At 47.1% G+C, this 19,749-nt stretch carries 14 protein-coding genes; all 14 read right to left on the bottom strand.

Annotated elements, in window-relative coordinates:
• Nucleotides 1–14: 14 nt before the first annotated feature.
• The gene (locus tag C7R94_RS05180; protein ID WP_233220484.1) at nucleotides 15–5,396 is read right to left on the bottom strand and encodes an RHS repeat-associated core domain-containing protein; all 5,382 of its coding nucleotides are present in this window, start codon (nucleotides 5,394–5,396) and stop codon (nucleotides 15–17) included.
• 209 nt (nucleotides 5,397–5,605) lie between these two features.
• Entirely contained in the window at nucleotides 5,606–6,061 is a 456-nt protein-coding gene (locus C7R94_RS05175) for a DUF6630 family protein (protein WP_106778755.1), read from the bottom strand.
• A 22-nt stretch (nucleotides 6,062–6,083) separates the two neighbouring features.
• The gene (locus tag C7R94_RS05170; protein WP_106778754.1) at nucleotides 6,084–7,058 is read right to left on the bottom strand and encodes a hypothetical protein; all 975 of its coding nucleotides are present in this window, start codon (nucleotides 7,056–7,058) and stop codon (nucleotides 6,084–6,086) included.
• Between the two features lie 18 nt (nucleotides 7,059–7,076).
• Entirely contained in the window at nucleotides 7,077–7,202 is a 126-nt protein-coding gene (locus tag C7R94_RS30800) for a hypothetical protein (protein WP_255576533.1), read from the bottom strand.
• 544 nt (nucleotides 7,203–7,746) lie between these two features.
• Nucleotides 7,747–8,340, bottom strand: a complete 594-nt coding sequence (locus C7R94_RS05160; RefSeq protein WP_054974813.1) for a hypothetical protein — start codon at nucleotides 8,338–8,340, stop codon at nucleotides 7,747–7,749.
• A 3-nt stretch (nucleotides 8,341–8,343) separates the two neighbouring features.
• Complete coding sequence (locus tag C7R94_RS05155; RefSeq protein ID WP_106778753.1) at nucleotides 8,344–9,171, bottom strand: hypothetical protein; 828 nt, start codon at nucleotides 9,169–9,171, stop codon at nucleotides 8,344–8,346.
• Between the two features lie 16 nt (nucleotides 9,172–9,187).
• Nucleotides 9,188–11,920, bottom strand: coding sequence for a contractile injection system protein, VgrG/Pvc8 family (locus C7R94_RS05150; protein ID WP_233220483.1), 2,733 nt, complete (start codon nucleotides 11,918–11,920; stop codon nucleotides 9,188–9,190).
• Nucleotides 11,921–11,930: 10 nt separating this feature from the next.
• Nucleotides 11,931–12,356 carry a DUF4280 domain-containing protein gene (locus C7R94_RS05145; RefSeq protein ID WP_106778752.1) on the bottom strand — a complete coding sequence of 142 codons (426 nt, stop codon included), beginning with the start codon at nucleotides 12,354–12,356 and terminating at the stop codon, nucleotides 11,931–11,933.
• Nucleotides 12,343–12,894 (bottom strand): imm11 family protein, encoded by a 552-nt coding sequence (locus C7R94_RS05140; protein WP_106778751.1) that lies wholly within the window; start codon nucleotides 12,892–12,894, stop codon nucleotides 12,343–12,345. Before C7R94_RS05140 ends, C7R94_RS05145 begins: the two co-directional genes overlap by 14 nt.
• Nucleotides 12,891–14,036: a pentapeptide repeat-containing protein gene (locus C7R94_RS05135; RefSeq protein ID WP_106778750.1), complete on the bottom strand. Its 1,146-nt coding sequence runs from the start codon at nucleotides 14,034–14,036 to the stop codon at nucleotides 12,891–12,893. Before C7R94_RS05135 ends, C7R94_RS05140 begins: the two co-directional genes overlap by 4 nt.
• 72 nt (nucleotides 14,037–14,108) lie before the next feature.
• Nucleotides 14,109–15,533 (bottom strand): contractile injection system protein, VgrG/Pvc8 family, encoded by a 1,425-nt coding sequence (locus C7R94_RS05130; protein WP_106778749.1) that lies wholly within the window; start codon nucleotides 15,531–15,533, stop codon nucleotides 14,109–14,111.
• Nucleotides 15,530–16,198: a hypothetical protein gene (locus C7R94_RS05125; protein ID WP_106778748.1), complete on the bottom strand. Its 669-nt coding sequence runs from the start codon at nucleotides 16,196–16,198 to the stop codon at nucleotides 15,530–15,532. The genes C7R94_RS05130 and C7R94_RS05125 overlap by 4 nt, the downstream gene beginning before the upstream one ends.
• Before the next feature lie 14 nt (nucleotides 16,199–16,212).
• Entirely contained in the window at nucleotides 16,213–16,992 is a 780-nt protein-coding gene (locus C7R94_RS05120; RefSeq protein WP_106778747.1) for a DNA and RNA helicase, read from the bottom strand.
• A 44-nt stretch (nucleotides 16,993–17,036) separates the two neighbouring features.
• The gene (locus tag C7R94_RS05115; RefSeq protein ID WP_106778746.1) at nucleotides 17,037–19,700 is read right to left on the bottom strand and encodes an acetate and sugar kinases/Hsc70/actin family protein; all 2,664 of its coding nucleotides are present in this window, start codon (nucleotides 19,698–19,700) and stop codon (nucleotides 17,037–17,039) included.
• Nucleotides 19,701–19,749: the final 49 nt, after the last annotated feature.

Below are 19,749 nucleotides of genomic sequence, written 5' to 3'. Positions count from 1 at the left end.
TCACCTCCGCATCTCTATGGAAGTCTTACAATATCTAGTATTTCCAAATTGTTCGGTCCAACAGTTACTGGAATTGCTCTCCCAGGCATATTAAATGTCTCACCACGATACTTTATTGGTTTATTTTCCAACAAGCTTGGATCCAATCGATTTAAAACCTCTTGGCTAGGTATTATTTCTTTTGTTTTAGTTGGTTTTAATCCTGCCATACTTAATACTGCAAGAGTTCTATTACTTTCAGCTACTTTTTTTCCACTGTTAGGGTCAATGAAATATTTAACTTCAAATTGATCAGGATGTAATTTACCAGACTCCAAATCTGCCGCTACATCTGCCAATTTCCGTCCCTCAATATAATCTGGTGCACCACTGTTAATTCTAAATGTATCGGATATACGCCTTTGTCCGAAGAGTATTTCCTGAGTATCACCTGTCCCCTTTTTCGCAGGTGCCCATTTCCCTGTTTTATTATTGTAATCATAGGTTCTTTGTTGCTTACGTTTATAATATCCACCATAAGCATCAATACCCGTCTCTTCTTTACACTTCATCAACCCCAACGGATCAATGAACCCAATCGGATCACCATTCACATAAGCAAAACGGTTAAACGTCTGCCCGTCCGTCATATTTCCTTGGAGAACATCTCGATTCAGGAACCGCTTCAATCCGGGATGGTAATACCGTGCCCGCATGTAATACAACCCATTCGGATCGGTCATGACTCCATCGCGGCCGTTATAGCAAAACGGCTGTTTCGTCCTGCCCTCGTGTACTTCCAGTTCACCATACAATCCGTAGGTATAACGGTCAGTGACTCGACCATGCTCGTCAGTCAACAGGGTCGTGCTCCCGCGCGTATCCGCGTGATAGGACAAATAGTCGCCTTGCACATCCTCACGGCCAATGAGCCCCAGTCCATATACATAATACGCTTTGGCTGCTCCATTTTCCTCCAGTTCCATAAGAACTTGAGTCAGATCAGCGTTTTGGTCAACCACATACCGTGTCGTCTTTCCATTCCAAGTCATCGAGGTACGGATGTATTCTGCATCATAGGTGTAGCGAGCTTGTCCAGCACGAACAAGACGATTGCGGGCATCATACGCATACGTTTCTGGCTGATGTTTGCCTGGTAGTAACAGAAGGTTGCCGTCCTCGTCATACTTAACGGATTGACCATCTACCGTGTCCAACCGATTGTCCTTGGCGTACGCCATCGTTGTAGCAAGACTCGAACCTGAATCCCCAATTGCGGTAATATTCCCGCCCTGGTCATAGGTATAGAGAATCTTTCGTCCTGCCATAGCTCCGCTCGTAAGGCGCCGCAGAGCATCATAGGTGTACTGCTTTTCTTCCTCTTGGATGATCTGCCCGAGCTCGTTGTACACAAACCGATATTGCTGGAGCATGACGCCTTGCGCATTTTGATCCCAAAGACGCAGAAGCTGTCCGGCTGCGTCATAGTGACGCTGCTCTACCGTGCCGTTCGGTCGCTCTGTACGGATGAGGCGGTAATTTTCATCGTACGTGTACCTTGTAACACGACCTGCCCAGTCTGTGACCGTGGTCAATTGACCTGCGAGATCGTAGGTATAGCGAACCGTCTTGCCATCTGGATAGACGAGCGTTGCCAGTCTGCCTCCCGCATCGTATGTGTACTGTAGCGTATTCCCATACTGATCTGTGCTGGAGACGATTCGCCCCAAAAGATCGTAGGTACGACGCTTGGTGTCTTTTCCATCTTCTTTGACACTTACTACGCGACCCTCGGCGTCGAAAGTCCTGCGAACAGTCCCCGCTTCGTCCTGCTGCTCAATGAGCTGTCCGGCTGCATCGTAGCGATAGTGCGTTTCCTGACCGCGCGCATTGGTCTTGTCGGTCAGCCATCCGCGCTTGTCATAGCGGTAGGTCGTTCCTTCTCCGGTAGCATTGCGCTCTGCTAATAGCAAGCCACTGGCATCGTAGGAGAAGGTGGTGGTGGTGGCATTGCCATTGGCATCTGTATAGCTAGTTAGGCGGCCTTCTCCGTCGTATTGCTGCTTGTAGACAGCTGCTTCATTTTCCAATACCTCTGTCAGACGTGCGGCTGCATCATAGGAGAACTTGGTTTTCTGTCCAGCCGCATTCGTCGTGGCAATAACTTGATGGAGCTTGTTGAATTGGTATTGGGTTGATCGTCCGAGTCCGTCTATATGGGCAAGAATGTTTCCTGCGCCATCATAGGTGAGCCCGCTCACCTTCTGTCCGGATGCATCATAGACAGCCGTTAAGCGCCCGGCAGCATCGTATTCATAGCGCTGGGTGTTTCCCAAAGGATCTGTGACTGATGTCACTCTGCCCATGGCATCGCGTTCGAGGCTGGTTTTCGCCCCGGTTGGGTCTACCACACCAACGATCTGCCATTCCTTGTCATACTCATAACGAGTGGTTTCACCATACGCATTTGTTATGGATTCTACTTTTTCTGTAATCGTGTACCCGATCTTCGTCGATGCTCCGCTAGGCGTAGTCTCCTCTACTCGACAATCCTGTGTATCATAGGTGAAGGAATGCATCCTTCCGAGAGGATCTATGACACCAACAAGATTATCATTGGCATCGAATACCTGACGCAGCGAACCCCCATAAGCATCTGTAAAGGTTGTCATCCTGCCTGTAGGGTCAAAGCCAACACGGAAGATACGCCCTTCTGGGTCCTGAGCGGAAACAGGCATTCCCTGTCCATCGTAGTGATAAGTGGTTTTTGCTCCTGTAAAATCAATATAAGTGCTTCTTTGCCCGTGCTCGTTATACCCGATGGAAGAGGTGCAGCCGTCTGGTCGTGTAATGCTAACCAGCCGATCGTGCTCATCATAGGCGTAAGTCGTGACTCCGCCTTCCGCGTCTTCTTCTGCTGTCAGTAGGTCATTCTCGTTGTACGTATACGTAGTCGTATTGCCAAGAGGATCTGTCTCCTTTACCAGATTCCCGCGATTGTCATACGTGTAAGTGGTTGTTTCGCCCGCTCCGTTTGTTTCAGATGTCGTTTGTCCCCACTCATTATAGGAGTATTTGGTGACCGTTCCATCCTTCTCAGTCTTCTCCAGCAACTGACCATTGTCGTCATGGATCATGACCTCGACATGCCCATTGCCGTCTGTGAAGGTCGTGACCATCATGCCTGGGCGGCTCTCGGTGTCGTAGTAAATATAACCAGGGATGCCTGCCGCGTCTGTCTGGCAGATGATGCGTCCTTCTTCGTCAAACGTATTCGTGTAGACGATGACGCCATCGGATACCAGAGATTCCAGTTGGTCATCTCCTGTATAGAACAAGTCAGTGACAACACCATTCGGATTGGTGTAGCGTGTCATCCTGCGGTCGGCATCATACGAAAAGCGAAGGGAACGAGTCCCATCGGACAATGCTGACACCAAGCCATCCGCCCCATATTCCAGTGAAAACGCTCGACGACTCCGCTCTTCTGTCAAGCGATTCAGCCTGCCATGCTGGTCATAGCTGAAGAGCAACGACATTCCGGCAGCCACCGTATGGCGAAGTGCTTGTCCATTTCTGGCAAAATCGTACGTCTCTCTCGTTTCCTTGACCCACAGCGTATAGCCGTCTTGTCTTTCCCTCAGTTCGTCAAAAAAGACGTCCGCATCGCTGGACCGATATAAACCGTCCTGAACACGAGTAAAGGTATTCGCGCGGCCAGCATTCCACCAAACCATAATTTCTTCGCGTGTCTCATCCAGGAATTCCAGGCGCATTTCGTAATTGTGCGTCCATGCTTTGCCCAGTGCGCCCTCTTGCAAAAGCAGGGAGTTGTAATGCAGCTCAAACGTCCACGTCTCGGCTCCATACAGCTTGAGGGCAGGATGAACGATAAACTGCGCTCCGGTGCCTCCATGGATAGGGTCTTTGATGCAGCTTTTCGGTTTTACTTTTTTGACGTTCATCTTTCTTACCTTGCCTGGTTTCTTGTGCTTCCCTTTGATTCTTTTCCGAGCCCAGGCCATTCCCGTTACGGTCGAGAAGACACCGTCCGTTGCATAATCTAATGCCTCAGATCCCGCTTCTTTCAACACTTCCTTCACAACAGGCTTCTGCATGAACTTGCCGACCATGCTCTTCTTCAGCTTCTGCACAGCGGCAAGCTTGTCCATACTCTCCTGAATGTTCCGCGCAGCAGTGACGACCTTGCCTTTCACTGCGCTTGCTGCATTGGCCGTCGCCTTTACCGCTTTCGATACACCCAGTGCTTTGTCCGCTGCCTTGACCGCTTTTGTTGCCTTGGTCATCGCTTTTGTTGCCTTCACTGCTTTCGTCGTCAGCTTTGCCGCAGTTACTGCCGTACCCGCACCTGGAATCGCGGCCGCTAGCGACATAGCCGCACCCGCATAATCGCCACGTGCGACAGATATCCCTGCATTGACGACGTCTGCAACCTCTCCGATGACAGGGATCATCCCGACGATATCGAGTCCAAGCTGTAAGCTATCGAGGAAACCCCATCCAGACTTTTCCTCTTCCTGCTCCTCTTCAACGACTTCTTCCTCTTCTTCCTCCTCCTGCGGCAAATCCTCCACAACCACAGGAGCCTTCGTCAGCCCGACCATCTCAATCTTCGGTGCTTGAAGATCCACTTCCCCGTCCAAAATCATGCTGCTGGTGCTGCACATGAGGTAGATCGCTTCCTTGGCCTTGATCTCAACTTTCGTATCTGACGTAATCTCCATATCCTTTTCCGAAGAAAAAACAATGGGATGCATGCTGTGAATCTCGATGCCATCCTCTTCATGTAGCTTGATGAAAATATTGCCTTCCTTGCTCTCCTTGGCAGTAAGAACGAGCTCCTTGCCGCCCATCATTAGCTCTTTGCCAAAGTTGGTTCCCCAGTATTTGATGCCGGGATTACCCGTTTTCGCCGTGCTGCCTCCACCTTTTCGCACAGAACTGACTGCCATGGCGCCTTCTTCATCTGGTGTGGAGAAGTACAGCTTGACGGAGTCGCCCATTTGCGGCATGCAGTGAAAGCCGCTGTTGCCCTCTGCCGAGTAGACCGTGGCATACGGGAACCAGCTCGCCTCTGCCTTGGGCTGCTTCGGATCGATGTCGAGGTGGATTTTGACGGTATCCTTCTGGATGTCGATGATCTTGCCTTCCAGGGCAGCGCCGCATATGTCGTCATTGCGGATGGGATTTTGCCGGATGCCTGCTTCGGGCATGAGCTGATAGGTGTGAATCAGCAAGGCATGGTCGATCCTCGTGGTGGACCCGGCGACGACCAGCTCTTTGCCTTGGTAGTTCACGCGGTCTCCGAGCTGGAGGACCTGTCCGCTTTCTACTTCATAGGTGAGAAAATCGTTTTCCGACATACCTGCCGCGTAGCCGTTTTCTGTCGTTTCCATATAGGGAGAAAGCCTTTTGCTGATAGTGTAGCTAGCGTCTGTCAGTTGAGCTGGAAAGAAAAGCTACAAAAAAAACAGGTCAATCATGTTAGTAAATGCACATGATTGACCTGTCTACCAATGCTAGAATAATATTCTTTTGTTTTAAAATCCTCGTCTTCACGTAGTCACTGCCGCTTTTGAATCATGGATCAGCAGTTTTCCCCATCTTAGGAATAATACTTTATATATCTTTCTTTTAAAGGAATTCTTTCGTCAGCAAGTAGCTCTACTTCCAGTAATCTTGTTTTATTCTCCAGCCGGGCGATGAATAATGCATAAAAGTCACCAGAGGTCGGATAAGTAAATAATCCATATCCCCTTTGTGATAGTATCCTATTTGCTTCCCTTATCTTTTCAGGTACATATTCATACTCAAAATTTCCGAGCTCTTCAAGTTCTTCTTGTGAAGCTAATTCATTTTGAAGATTGAATTCATAATCCAGAATATAATTGACGATCTCCTGATACTGTTCACCTTTATAATCAAGAAACAAAAATTTCTTTGTGGACAGTCCATATTTTAATAAGCTTTCGTGTAAGTCCAGTTCTTCATGATCACTAATAAATTCTTCTAAATCTTTGCTATCTGGGAATATCAGCTGTGCTATACCTTGACCATACATATTGACTTCCCCCGTATATTATTTATCGAAACAATACTCCATGTTTGTTCGGGATATATTCTGGGTAATTTTTACGATAAAAATTATCTATCTGGAGCAACAAAGGGTCCCATTCAGGGTATGGTTCAGGGTCTCCAAACACCATCTTCGCTTCTGGGGTATTCATCAATAGATCTTCAAATTGTTTCGGGACATACAAATCCATTTGTTTCCTCACATAAAGCAAGAACAAAATTTCAAAAGGATAGAATCCATATCTGAAGTCACCAAATTCACCTAGTTGTCCTATTTCTGAGGCTAATTGTGAATGATACAACACCATTTTCCCGACCAAATTTTCGATTTCTTCCGAACTAGGTGTTGACCATCTTTCCAACACTTCACTATAAACACCTATATCTTCAGGTATTAAACCGCATTGTAGCCCAGCATTCTTAAATTTTTCTTTCACATTTAGATGTACTTTTTCTTTAGTTCCCATAATTGTATTATTTCTATATTGCAAATATAACTCTAGTAAAAACCAGGTGTGTTTGTTCCAATCGTTTGCTTCCAATAAATTACTGCCAAAATGTTCAACAATAAAATCAAATAGTACTTTTTCTTCTTTCTCCCAGCCAAACATTGTGAAATGTATTAAGGTTGTTATTACCTCCCTAAATGAATATCCCAGTATCATCTCAGGATAACGAATTTTATAAAGATCTTGCCCCATACATTGATAAAAAACTACCATTAGCATGCTTTTTAATCCTTCGGGTCTGTTACCACCATTAATCAATACATCGTTTTTCCATTGGGACAAGTAGAAAGAGAAAATTTTGTTGAGATTTACCAACAAAATATGATCCTTCTCTATTGCATTCGATTCAACTATACTTTCAATTTTACTTTTGCTAATATCATATTTTTCCTTAATGTCATTAAAATTGATCCCATCAACAAAATTTTTGCTATATCTTTTATAAGCCATGTCTAATTTTTTTTGGTTTAACATTTATACTCTCCTAAAAGTTTAATCTATTTCTTTATTCCAGTCTTTTACCTTTAATTCATCTACACCAAATCCTGTTTTTGTTATCTTTATATCTGTTTCAACCCTAATAAAATCAAATTTAAGTCCAGGGTTTTCTTCCATCAAATTTTTTCTAGCTTCTCCTTAAAATCAGCATACCCAGAATCACCATTATTAAGCATTTGTTGAAAATACTCCTTGCCACCTAATTTTTGTTTATCAGAATAACTGAAACTAGCAGAATCTGATGCTTTCGATTCGATCATTGTTAATTTTGGAGGCCCTTTTGATAAAAATGCCGAGTCTATATCGTTCCTAAGTATTTGGAAGTACTTAAGGTACAGACGACTTATTGGCAAATCCCCCGGCTTAAACGCTGCTACGTTTATCTACCCAATCCACCAAAGTATCGATTAGAACTGTTTATCTTTTGTGAAAGGACAAAATTGACATGAACAAAAAAGCTTATTCCTCCTCTATAGTTCAAGTGGAATAAGCCTTTGAAAGTTGCTAAGCGTGTTTGTCAGGTTTTTTAGTGTTTGGTTTGTTGGTTGTATTGTACGATTTTGTTGCTGGGATTGAAATCTGATTACACAAAAATTTTAGGCAGACCCTGACAGACCCAGGTAACCCTAGAAATATTAAATTGAGATTTAGTTTGTCAAATCTATTAAAACGTCATTAATAAACCTCGCTTCGCTTCTGTTGCATCTTTATAGAGGATTACGAGTTCGTCATAAGCCTCTATTAATTCTGAAAAAGATGCATGATATACTAAATCATTTGACGGCAAACCATTACTTATTAGGTTTCGTTTTAATTCAAGTAGTTCGTTATACATACTAGGTACGTCTTCAGCGTATACAAATCCCAGTCCCATTCCTCCTGGATCAAGAATAAACATTTCTGATTCTAATGGACGCCCGAGAATATAATAATTAGGATCAAATTTAGTAGGTAGCTTAACTAGTGCTTCAATCAGTGCATCCCACAAATAAGATAATCCCTGTTCTTCATCTGGAGAATAGTAACATGTCATAGCAAAATCAGCTAGTTCTTGAACCTCACCATTTTCTAATTCTTGTTCCCACTCTTTATCTAGCAGTTCCCCTGTGTATACAGATCTAACAATTCCCAAATGGTTAAAAATAAACTCCTTCAATAATTTAATATTATTCGTAGTACCCGAAGTAATGATAGTCTCACTTAATTCTTTCATAAAACCATTTGTATCAAATAAATAAGCTTTATGTTCCATACCCATTTTCTATTCGATTCCCCTTTCATTTTGGCGGAGAATCTGAATTGATTTTTCTAGTTCCTTTTTGACATCACCCTTTGCGCGTCCATTCATAATAGGTTCTAACATTAAATAGGCATACTCGGGTGACAATGCTTTTGCAAATATTGCAATGATTTCTTTTGCATAAGAATCTATCTTCATTTTCAACACGTGAGTCCCTACTTCAACTAACTTTTCATTGTATTCAGGATCTAAATTTCTTAACAAGGAACTATCTTCGGCTGCTGTCCAAAGTGCCTCTAATCCTTTAATTATCACATCTTCATATTCATCTTTTTTCATTTTTGCCATCCAGAATTCACTCTTATGAACATACGCTTTCAGTGCATTAATGATAAATTGCACATCTTTCATAGTTAAAACTAAGTTGCTAGAATAATTATATAACAACCCTGTCTTAACAATAGGAAGGATATCTCCCTTGAAAAATGCTTCTTCAGTGCCATTTGGCCCTTTTTCAAGACGTATGAGCACGGACTGGAGAATTGCCTTTTCACTTATCGGAGCGTTAAAATCATCCTCTAAGATCGCTTTCTCCTTTTCTGAAAGTATAGAGACACAGCCAATATCATTTAGACTTAGCAAACTATACATTGCCTCAATTCGTATCCGTTGTGTTTGATGAGAGAGAGCTTCAAGTAGTCTCGGAATATACTTTGTATCGTGTGAAGCACCCATAGCAATTATTATCTCAACAGGTAACTCTACCCCGTTTTTATGAAAAGCTTCATTCAATTGTTCATCTGTAACAATGACCTTATAATTGTTTTCGTTATAAACCTGATACTCCATAAATTCCTCCTATACTTTATGGGATCTTAAAATCATTAGGATCATAGGTTTCACGACCAGCTGGAGCTCCTGTTTTTGGATCATATCGTTCTATTATTATCTGTTTAGGTGGTTCACCATACTTGATCTTATACGCATCAATAAATCTTCTTATTTCTTGCTTGTCTTTAGAAATTGGTCTACCCAGTGGCTTATCATCAATGATATTTCCTTCTGGTGGTCCTTGTACAGCATCGGGTATAGCTTTTTGAGTTTTCTTCGAAGGTCTGCCCTGCTTGTCTATTCTTTTTGGTACTTCAATTGTTTTTCCATCTTTATCTTTTAAAGGTTCATTAACCAAATCGTAATCGCCACTAGCACGACGCTCATCTGCCTTTTGCTTATGGACCTTCTTACCGGTTTTAGTGCTACTAGTTTCACCAGTTATGTTTTTCTTCTCTTCACCCGTCCCCTCACCTTCTTGAGGCTTACTAGGTGGTTTCTCCGTATCTTGACCATTTCCTCCTCCCGACTTCTTATTTGTATCCCCTTTTTTCGGAACTTCCCCGGAATAATCTGAATCTCCATTTGCCACTTTCCGTAACTTCTGTTCATTCGCTTGATCCTTGTCGGGTGACCGATCCTTTTGGGTTGCTTGTGGTTCTGATCTACCCGTGCCAGACCCGCTTGCAGAACCGCCAGTCTTCCTCCCCCTACGCGATCCTGCGACTCCAAATGCCAATGAAGCCACGCCACCTGTTGCCTCGTCCAGAAGTTCCATGCCCACTTCCAGAGCAACTTCTTTTCCAATCTCTATCGATTTCTGTACCGCAGGCTTTTGCATCGCCTTGGCCAGCATGCCATCCTTCATCTTCTGGACAGCCTCCAGCTCGCTCATGTCCTCTTTTGCATTGCGCGCTGCGGTTCTCACTTTTCCCCTGCCATTTCCCGGAGATTTATTCTTCACGATAGCTTTTGCCTTTTTCGTAGCGCTTGTCGCATTCTCTGTGGCCTTGGCAACTTTCTTCCCTTTCGTGACAGCCTTGTGAGCCTTCATCCCCAGCTTTGCACCCGTAGCTCCCCATCCTGCAAAGGGGATACACGCCGCCAGAGATAGCGCCGCTCCTGCATAGTCTCCTCGAGCGAGCGAGATTCCCGCATTCGCCAAATCCGCTATTTCTCCCAGACCCGGAATGAGACCCACCAGATCCAGTCCAAGCTGCAAGCCATCCAGAAATCCACCCCAGCCAGACTCTTCCTCTTCCTGCTGCTCCTCTTCCTCTTCTTCCTCCTCCTGCGGCAAATCCTCCACAACCACAGGCGCCTTCGTCAGCCCGACCATCTCAATCTTCGGCGCTTGGAGATCCACTTCCCCGTCCAAAATCATACTGCTGGTGCTGCACATGAGGTAGATCGCTTCCTTGGCCTTGATCTCAACCTTGGTGTCTGACGTAATCTCCATATCCTTTTCCGAGGAAAAAACAATGGGATGCATGCTGTGAATCTCGATGCCGTCCTCTTCATGAAGCTTGATAAAAATATTGCCTTCCTTGCTCTCCTTGGCAGTAAGAACGAGCTCCTTGCCGCCCATCATCAGCTCTTTGCCAAAGTTCGTTCCCCAGTACTTGATACCGGGATTGCCCGTTTTCGCCGTGCTGCCTCCCCCTTTTCGCACGGAGCTGACTGCCATTGCGCCTTCTTCGTCTGGCGTGGAGAAGTACAGCTTGACGGAGTCGCCCATTTGCGGCATGCAATGAAAACCGCTGTTGCCCTCTGCTGAATAGACCGTGGCATACGGGAACCAGCTCGCCTCTGCCTTGGGCTGCTTCGGATCGATGTCGAGGTGGATTTTGACGGTATCCTTCTGGATGTCGATGATCTTGCCTTCCAGGGCAGCGCCGCATATGTCGTCGTTGCGGATAGGGTTTTGACGAATGCCTGCTTCGGGCATGAGCTGATAGGTGTGAATGAGAAGGGCATGGTCGATCCTCGTTGTTGACCCGGCGACAACAAGCTCTTTTCCCTGGTAGTTCACACGGTCTCCGAGCTGGAGGACCTGTCCGCTTTCTACTTCATAGGTGAGAAAATCGTTTTCCGACATACCTTCCGCATAGCCGTTTTCTGTCGTTTCCATATAGGGAGAAAGCCTTTTGCTGATGGTGTAGCTGGCGTCTGTCAGTTGAGCAGTACGTCCCTCTGGCAAGCCGAACCAGAATTTTGGCGTATCTGCCACTGCCTCAGCGACGAGAATGGAACCGAAGCGGGAGGCCAGTCGCTTTAAAAACTGCCAATCTGTTTCCTGATACTGGATGGCAATGGTCCCAAGCGGCGCTCCGTTCGAAGCATGGTCCAAATAATCCGAGCCGGGGTAGTCCTTTGTGATTTCATCCAGCAGACTGGCATACGTCATTTGTTTATGCTGAAAAGAGCGCATTTTGCGCTGACCATCCATTCGCTGCGTATGCGAGACCGCTTCCAGCTCCAAATGGTACACACCTCGAACGAAGTTCACACTGACGGAATCCACGAGTCCTTTGAACAGTGTCTTTGTAAGCGAACCGTTTTCCACCAAATTCAGCGCGACTGTATCCTCACTCGTCGCCATCTCAATGTAACGGTCGCTTTTTTCCTCCGGGATGATTGCGGTGACGAACAATCTGGCGTGCTCATTGACTTTCTTCACGATTCTGACATCTTGCAGGCTTTGGATTTCAAAGGGCGAGACCAACTGGATGTTCTCGTATCCAGCCAGCTTCTCTGTCGTATTCATACAATCCCCCTCACGATTGCTCCTGTCCGTCGTCTTCGATGCGTATGCAGCCTCCATATATGCACATGTTTGTGCTGGTGTTTAACAGGGCGGGATGGTTTTCCACGAGTACATCTGCCTTGCCATCGATCCAGGGCATGGTGACCACAGGAACGCATGGCATCGGCTTGAGCACGCCGTTGTTGGCAGCAGTAGCAGCTGCGACGGTTGGATTTTTCTCGCATTTGCATTTGCCAAACGGCATAATGTTCACTTTCGGCATATAGTCATTCACGTTCATTTGTGCCTGGTTGCGAATGTACACGCCATGACTAAACGGCGTTTTCAGCTTGTTCTTCTGGCTCCCGTAGTCGCACGAGAGAATCGCACCTGCCACGACGTAGCTTTTCTTCGGAGCGGACGAAGGCACTACATTGACATCTTCAATCATGGGCATGACTCATTCTCCTCCCTGCTTGCTCCACTTTTTTCAAACGGATGCCAGAAAAGTCCCTGCGCAGCAAAGCCTCTGCCAGCCGCAAATCGATGATGATATACGGTTCACGAATCCCTTCGATTTGAAAAATCGTATGGCGTCCAATCTTTTCTGGATCGAGGACTAGCCGTTTGAGTGAGCCGTCCTTGTGAAACTCGCTTTGCTCTGACAGGCAGTTCACACGCGGCAGGATTATCAGCCAGTACAAATCCTGCTTGACCCGCTCCATGTCCACCAACACGACGGATTTGACAAACAGCTTCGGTGCGAACTTGTGGATGATTGTCTTTAAGCGGTTGGAATAAAGCGGGATGGGTCTGTCGAGAAAATCCAGGTAGTTGTTCTCTTTCTTTTGCTTGATGTCGAACTGGATGATCGCCTCGTCCAGCTCTTCCTGATAATCCGGGGTGAGCCACTCCTGCCGGATGACGTCAAAAACGCCAGTTGGCTCTACCGGACTCGCGATGCGCTCGTCCTGTGACAAGATGAAATAATTCATGCCTGACTCCCCTCTCGCCAAACGACATGCCGCTCCTGAAGCTCATCCAACAGAATGGACTCCCTGGCCTCCTCCGAGAATACGGCTCTCTCCAGAAGCGCGCCGCTAAAATTCGCTCCGGTCAAAATCGCATCTGTAAAGTCTGCGCCGCGCAGATCGGCTCCAGTAAAATCAGTTCCGGTCAAGTCCGCCCCGACGAACAAGACGCCATCAAAACCGGGCATCTCCCACGCATCTGGTTCCAAAAGACCCCTTGGCCCGGACGCTTCACGAAAGCTCGCGCCTAGCAGATTCGCTCCGGTAAAATCCGCTCCATGAATGAGACTGTCTCCGAAATCAACCGCTTTTAGCTGGGCACGATGCCATCTCGTTCCGACTAAAACACTTTCGCGAAGGTTTGCTTTCGTTAACTGACTGTCAGAGAGGTCCGAATAACGAAGATCAAGACCATCGAATTGCCCTTGCCCCAGATCGAGGCCAGCCAAAACCTTGTAGCCGTATTCCAGCTCTTGCTTTTCTTCCAGCCAAGCACGGATCATCTCGGAATCTTTGTGGCGAGTGTCCAGACAGTACACGATCTCGCTTTGATCCAGATATTCTCCGACACGCACCTCCAGCTCCGGCTCCTTGTCCACCTGTTGAAAAACCTCCAGCTGAACAGCCTGCACCATGGCATAACGGATCAGGTGAACGACATATTGATGAAACTTCTCTGCCTCCACGAGCTTGATCCGTTCGATATCGGGAAGTCTTACGTGTCCGGCATACGCTCTGGCAGCCTCGTTCCATTCGTCTGCGAGCCGATCCAAAAAGCGGAATGCCCAGCTCGCATCATAGCTGGCTTGACACTCCACCGGATCGAAAAACCAACTGCTGTCCGTAGCTTCCAACAAATACTGACTGCTTCCAAGAAGAAGCTCCGTCCGCAGCATGGAATAGGTCAAGTGCGCCAGCTTGCCTTTTTCCCCTCGCTCCTGCATGTCAACGACTCGTCGGCAAATCTCTTCAAATGAACGGAGAAATTCTTTTGCGAGCCTCTCTTTATTCGCCTGATAGTAAGCATCCAAGGCATGCAGGCTGGCAATGGTTCTCTTCGGCACCTCGTGCTCCTTGAAATGCTGCAAGGCTTCCTCTCTCTCCATGCCAATCCCCCCTTCTTCTCACCGTTTTTGCATACACCAAACACACGGTTACCCGCGTGGCAACCATGTGTGTCAATTGGTTTTGAGCTCCTGCCCGACGATGCTTGTATTTCCGTCCATCTTGATGTTGCTCTCTTTGCAGGTGAGACTGATCTCCTCTTTCGCCGAGATAATCACCTTCGTAGCAGAGTCCATCAAAATGTCCTTTTCGGAGACAACCTTGATATTTTTCTTGCTGAAAATCTGGATGCCGTCCGCGTCGGTCATGCGAATGAGGATTTCCCCGTCCTTTGCGCTAAGCAATACCTCCGACGGGCTGAACATCAGTTCTTTTCCGTTGGCTGTGCGGAAGTATTTGATATCGGGATTCCCGAGCTTGTTCGTTTCGCCCTCGTCTGAATTTTTCCGGACAGAGCTGATCGCAATCCCGTCACTTTCCTTGTTGCTCGGAAAATAGACACGTACGTAGTCATCGAGCTCCGGCATGCAATACCAACCGCTGTTTCCTTCGGCCGTATAAACCGAAGAGTACGGGAACCAGTGCGCTTCGCTCTTACTCTGGCTCTCATCGATATCGAGGTGGATTTTGACGTTGTCTTTTGCGACCTCAATGACTTTCCCCTGAACCGATGCCCCTACGATGAGCGCATTGTGGAGCGGCTTTTGGCTCATTCCTTTTTTGGACGCGAGCAAATACTTGTGCTTGAGCAAGCCTTTCTTCATCTCGGTATGGGCTTCATACACATACAGGCTCTTCCCTTTGAAATCCACACCGTTGCCCAAATCGAGCACGCGATCCGTCTCTACCTCGTAAAAGATGTAGTCATTTTCATCCACGCCCTTGACCCCGTTTTCCGAGGAATGACGGTATTCATTCAAATTTTTGCGCACCCGGTAGTGAAAATCGTCCAGCTTGCCCTTTGAAGCACCCTCTGGCACACCAAAGCTGAACTTCGGCTTTTCAAAAACGGATGCTGGCATCAGTCCAGTCTGAAAACGCGAAGCAAGCCGCTTGAGAAATTGCCAATCCGTCTCCTGATACTGCATAGTAAAGGAGCCCAGCTTCCCGCCATTGGAGGCCATGTCCATAATGTCCATGCCTGGGTATTCTCCTGCGATTGTTTTCAAAAGGGAACCGTAGGTCATCGCTTTGTTTTGAAACGAACGGCTCTTGCGCTTCACGTCGAGATTGTACGTAGGTGAGACAGCTTCGACGTACAAATAATAGACGTCTCGTACGGCTTTGATGCCTATCTCCAAAACGATCCCCGCAAAAAGCGGCGTAGCGTTGCCGTCGTTATCCACCTGACTGATCTCGATCGGGGTCTGTGCTTCTGTCATTTCTACATAGCTGTCCTTCAATTCTTCTGGTACAATCCCCGTAAATGTCAGGCGGGCATGCTCATTGATCTTTTTCGTAATCGTCAGTTCTACCAGATGCGTCAATTGATAAGGAGAGATTTGCAAATTGTTGTAGGCAATGACAGGAAGACTCATATTTTCCCTTCTCCCTTCCCATTCTCATCTGAATTGGCGGATACGAGCGACAAGGAATCCATGATTCCCCAGCCTATTGGCTTCCAATCTGACAGCTCCTGCTCCGTGCAATTGAACGTGCAGAGAAGAGCGCGTCCCTCTAGGGAGACAAAGCTGATCAGGTTGTAAATGTCTGTATCCAATGCTGGTGCAACAAACTCGAAAAATCCGACGCTGGTCCCGGCAATCTCACGTATTCCTTCCTCCTGCCAACGAGCAAGCGGCTGTGTTCTCCGCAAAACCTGCTTCATGACATCCATGAAGCCTTTCAACTGCGCAGGAGAATCCGTCAGCTTGCTCTCGGTATAGGTAAAAGCCAGGTTAATGGACGCTGTTTCGTTCGTAAAAATCAGGGAAGGCCTACGTTCCGATGGATACTTCAGAGCTGCTACTTCTGGACTCATGATGGAAAATGTCTTCGGGAGCCGAATCTGTACGAGATCGTCGAGGACGCGCTTGTCCTCCATGGGAATTCTCTCTTCACCGACTGTAATAAATGATTTGTTCACCACATCCAGTCGGTTTTTGCCCTTAGGACCAAAACGTATTGCTGCTGGCTGTGCATCCTCACCGGAAAGCTCATTCAACATGCCGATAATACTTTCATCCATGCGCGCCATTTCCATTCCCCATCCTCTCGTTAATCAACAATAACCCGCTGACGCCCGCCTGTTTTCCACTCCGTTTTTGAGGACCTTCCGCCGCTCTTGGCGTCATCCAAGATACGTGCGAGGTATTTGAGAATCTGCAGGTTCGTGTACTCGCGGTAACCAGTCCCCAGTCTGTTCCCTATATAATGAAGAATGAGCCCCCGCTCTACTCTGTCTGCATTCAAGCACTGCATGGCAAAGGCAAGATCATACGAGTGATTGGTGACCGTTTTCAGCATTTCATTCGCAAAATACCACAGGATGTAAGGAGCAAGTGTTGGCTCGTTTCGCCCGGCATGTTCGACATGCACGATATTCCACGTATTGAATTCGGTCGCCATATCGGCTAAGTCCTGATAATCCCCGCGAAGCCTTGCCCCTTGCTTGAGCTTGAAGCGCCCCAACTCCCTTTCATCCTGGTTTGACTCTATCTCCTGATCGAGAACATACGACGTCTCGTAAACGTAATAGTCGGTCAGCGAAGTCTCCTCGTGAAAACGAATCTTGAGCACCGTCTCCATGCCTGTGGCCTCATAAGGGACACGCTCTTCGCGGTCGAACAAGTAAATCCGTCCTTGATGCTTGACGATCCCTCTGCCGACAGTGAGGTGCCCCTCGTCTATCGTTACATCCATCCCGGAAATAATGCCGTCTGTATAATCCTGAAAGTATAAATCTACAAAATGCCGCGGGTAATCACGCAGATTTTCAAGCATCTCTCGCTTGAGAATTCGCCCTTTATGAAAATTGGGATAGAGATGGGAAAACACCGCTGTTCCCCCTTCCTGTTCATTTAAGCTGCCTAGTTATTTGATCATTTCATCCCGTCAAAGAAATCCAACTCGGACAAGTCACTCTCGAAAGCAAAGAAAACCTTTTTCCCCAAAGCAAGCTGTTCATTCAGACGAGCTACTGGCACGACATGGAATCCCCACTCGCTGCCGCTCGCAAAAACGAAGTATTTCGACTCGCCATTTTGAATGGAGTCAGTCTCATCCTGCGGGATATGCGTACCGTACTTGTTCGCAATGTCCTCATACAAAACCGTTTTGTATTGAGCAGGATCATCCATGTACAAGTACCGCTGGCGCAGCTGGCCGTCGCTTTCCTTGAGATAAAATTCAACCTCGCTCACACCGTAGGGACGCGAGATAGAGCCATGCACGAGACTCAGCTTTTCCTGACTGTGAATAAGCACTCTCTCTTGCTTGTTATGCGTGAAGGCGGTCACGGAATACGGGACGATCGGCGCATGATTCGTAATGTTCGCTTCGATGAAACCCGCCTTTTTGGCACTTTGATAGCGCAGTGCTCCACGCAGGCAAGACAGCTTCAGGTCTGGCACCTTGCCCGCATCCTCCGACTTTTGCCGGAACTCGATGCTGCGTCCAGGGACAAATTCTTTGAGCGCTTCACGGAAAACATCAATCCGGCACGACTGCCCAGTCAGCTTGATGATCGAGAAGTCAGCCAGCCTTCCCTGTTGGTAAAAATCGTCCAAGAAGACGCGCAAAATCTCGTAAATATCGGCCTTGATCAGGTGATTGATCTCTTTGGCGTTGAAAACGACATCTGGAAAATCAAACACATCCCGGAAGCGACCATCCTCCCGTAACGACAATACCCACCGCTCGACTGCCGTCAGCTTTAGATCAGGCTCTTGACGATTTTCTGTATCGGATGTGAAGCGATTGCGCAGAATGCCTGTCTGACGGAAAAACTCTTTTTTCATATGGTCAGCGAGGTCCCATAAAAAGTGAAAATTGTTGCGGACACGCTGATACTCGTCCCGGCTCTTGTTCTCGTACTCTTTGTAGCGAGTCGGCAAAATTGCCTCAGCTTCCCGATATCTCGCCTCGAAGCGTTCATAGATGGAGTCGACGCCGTATTCATCCACGTATCGGAATATCTCCGAACCAGGGATGTCGATAATCTGGTCGATGTCGGTCACTTGCCGCCCTTTTCCGTAATAGTCCGCGAAGACGATTTTCATAAATTGCATGATGCGGTACGTAATGTTGTTGCCGCCAAAATTGGTGTCGCCGTTTTCATAGGTCGTATCGATATCGATGCGATAGGAGATATGTCCGTCCTCGATCCGGAAATGGCAGGATGACAGATCCGTCGTGCCTCCGCCGCAATCGATGACGAGCGCTTGATAGGTCTCCCCGTCCAGAAAGCTGTTTTTGTCAATTTGATCCGCAATCGTGTTAAAAAGGACAGCCATTCCTTCATCGAGAGCGTGCTCTGCTTCGATGCGATACTCCGGCAAAATCTCGGTGAACATCTCAAGAAACTGCGTTTTCAGCTTGACCGGACTTGTGATATGCAGATGACGAAAGCGACATTTGAATTGATGCTCGGCCATTTGAATGACGTGAAGAAGGTACTGGCGCAGGATGTCGCTTCGTTTCACAGTCGCGGTATTTCCTTGGCTGTCCATGACCTCTTCGATCTTGTGATAGCTGTTCACCCAGCGTTTGATGCCTTGAAATACGGTCGCGTTCGTACTGTATCCATTCTTTTTCATGTGCCGAAGTGCTTCATAACCGATGTGAAAGCGAACGTCATGCGGGGTGGAGCAATCCGCCACGCTGACAGCCGTCGGCAACACCTCTATCCATTCCTCGTTTTTTTGCGTCGTATCGGGGAAAGAGACGTAATTGATCGCATTCAAGCGTATACGTCCATTCAACAAGTCGTTGCTGGAAGGGGAGCTGACATACTGATGGTCGAGAAAAGCACCCGCTGTCGTCGAGGAGGTACCAAAATCAATCGCGAGAACGGCATCTGTTTCTTCCAATTCCCTGATCTCGAGGTCTGTCACCGGTACTTTGTAGTAGTGGAGATTAACAGGCGGCAACGGATGGTCCTGATGATACGCCTTGTACAAATACTCCGAATCCTGCTTGCGGAAAAAGAGCAGGCTGTAGTTTTGATTGACCGTTTTTCTCAGTTGAGCATCTTGGCAAGCGTGCAGCGTAAAATGCCCGGCTCTCCTATCGTCTTTGTCTTTGCGCAGATGCAGAATGCCGCATAGCTCCATATGGTCATTCACCAAAAGCACATTGGATTCGGACAAGCCTTGGGAGGATTCGACGCGATAATTGTCCAGCCTGTCAATGGCAAGACCCATGTACAAGCACATCTTCGCCGGAATTTTGATCGCATCTACACCTGGCAACGGAGTTTTCAAATATTTATGCAAAGCTTCTTCGAGCCGTTCGAAACCTCCTGGAACAACCCGCTCAATCAAGAGTCTCTCCTCTGCGCCGAGAAAACGTAGAACTGTTCGTATTAAGCCTTCCCTGTCTAGGTTGTTCACCAGTGAAGTAACCAGCTTTTCTTTGTAACAGATATTTCGCAGCTGAAAAGTAGTCATCTCCATCAGTTCATCCTGCGTGTATGTTACTCCGCCTTGATTTTTGCCATCCCCGCTGCCCTTTTGGAGATGAAGCTTATATGAATAGGTAGACATTCAAACTCTCCTCTCTCCCATAGTGAAAACGTTACGCACTTCGGGAGTG

The sequence above is a fragment of the Brevibacillus sp. NRRL NRS-603 genome (genome assembly GCF_003013445.1).
Lineage (GTDB): Bacteria > Bacillota > Bacilli > Brevibacillales > Brevibacillaceae > Brevibacillus > Brevibacillus formosus.
This window is presented reverse-complemented; position numbering and strand designations above follow the sequence as displayed.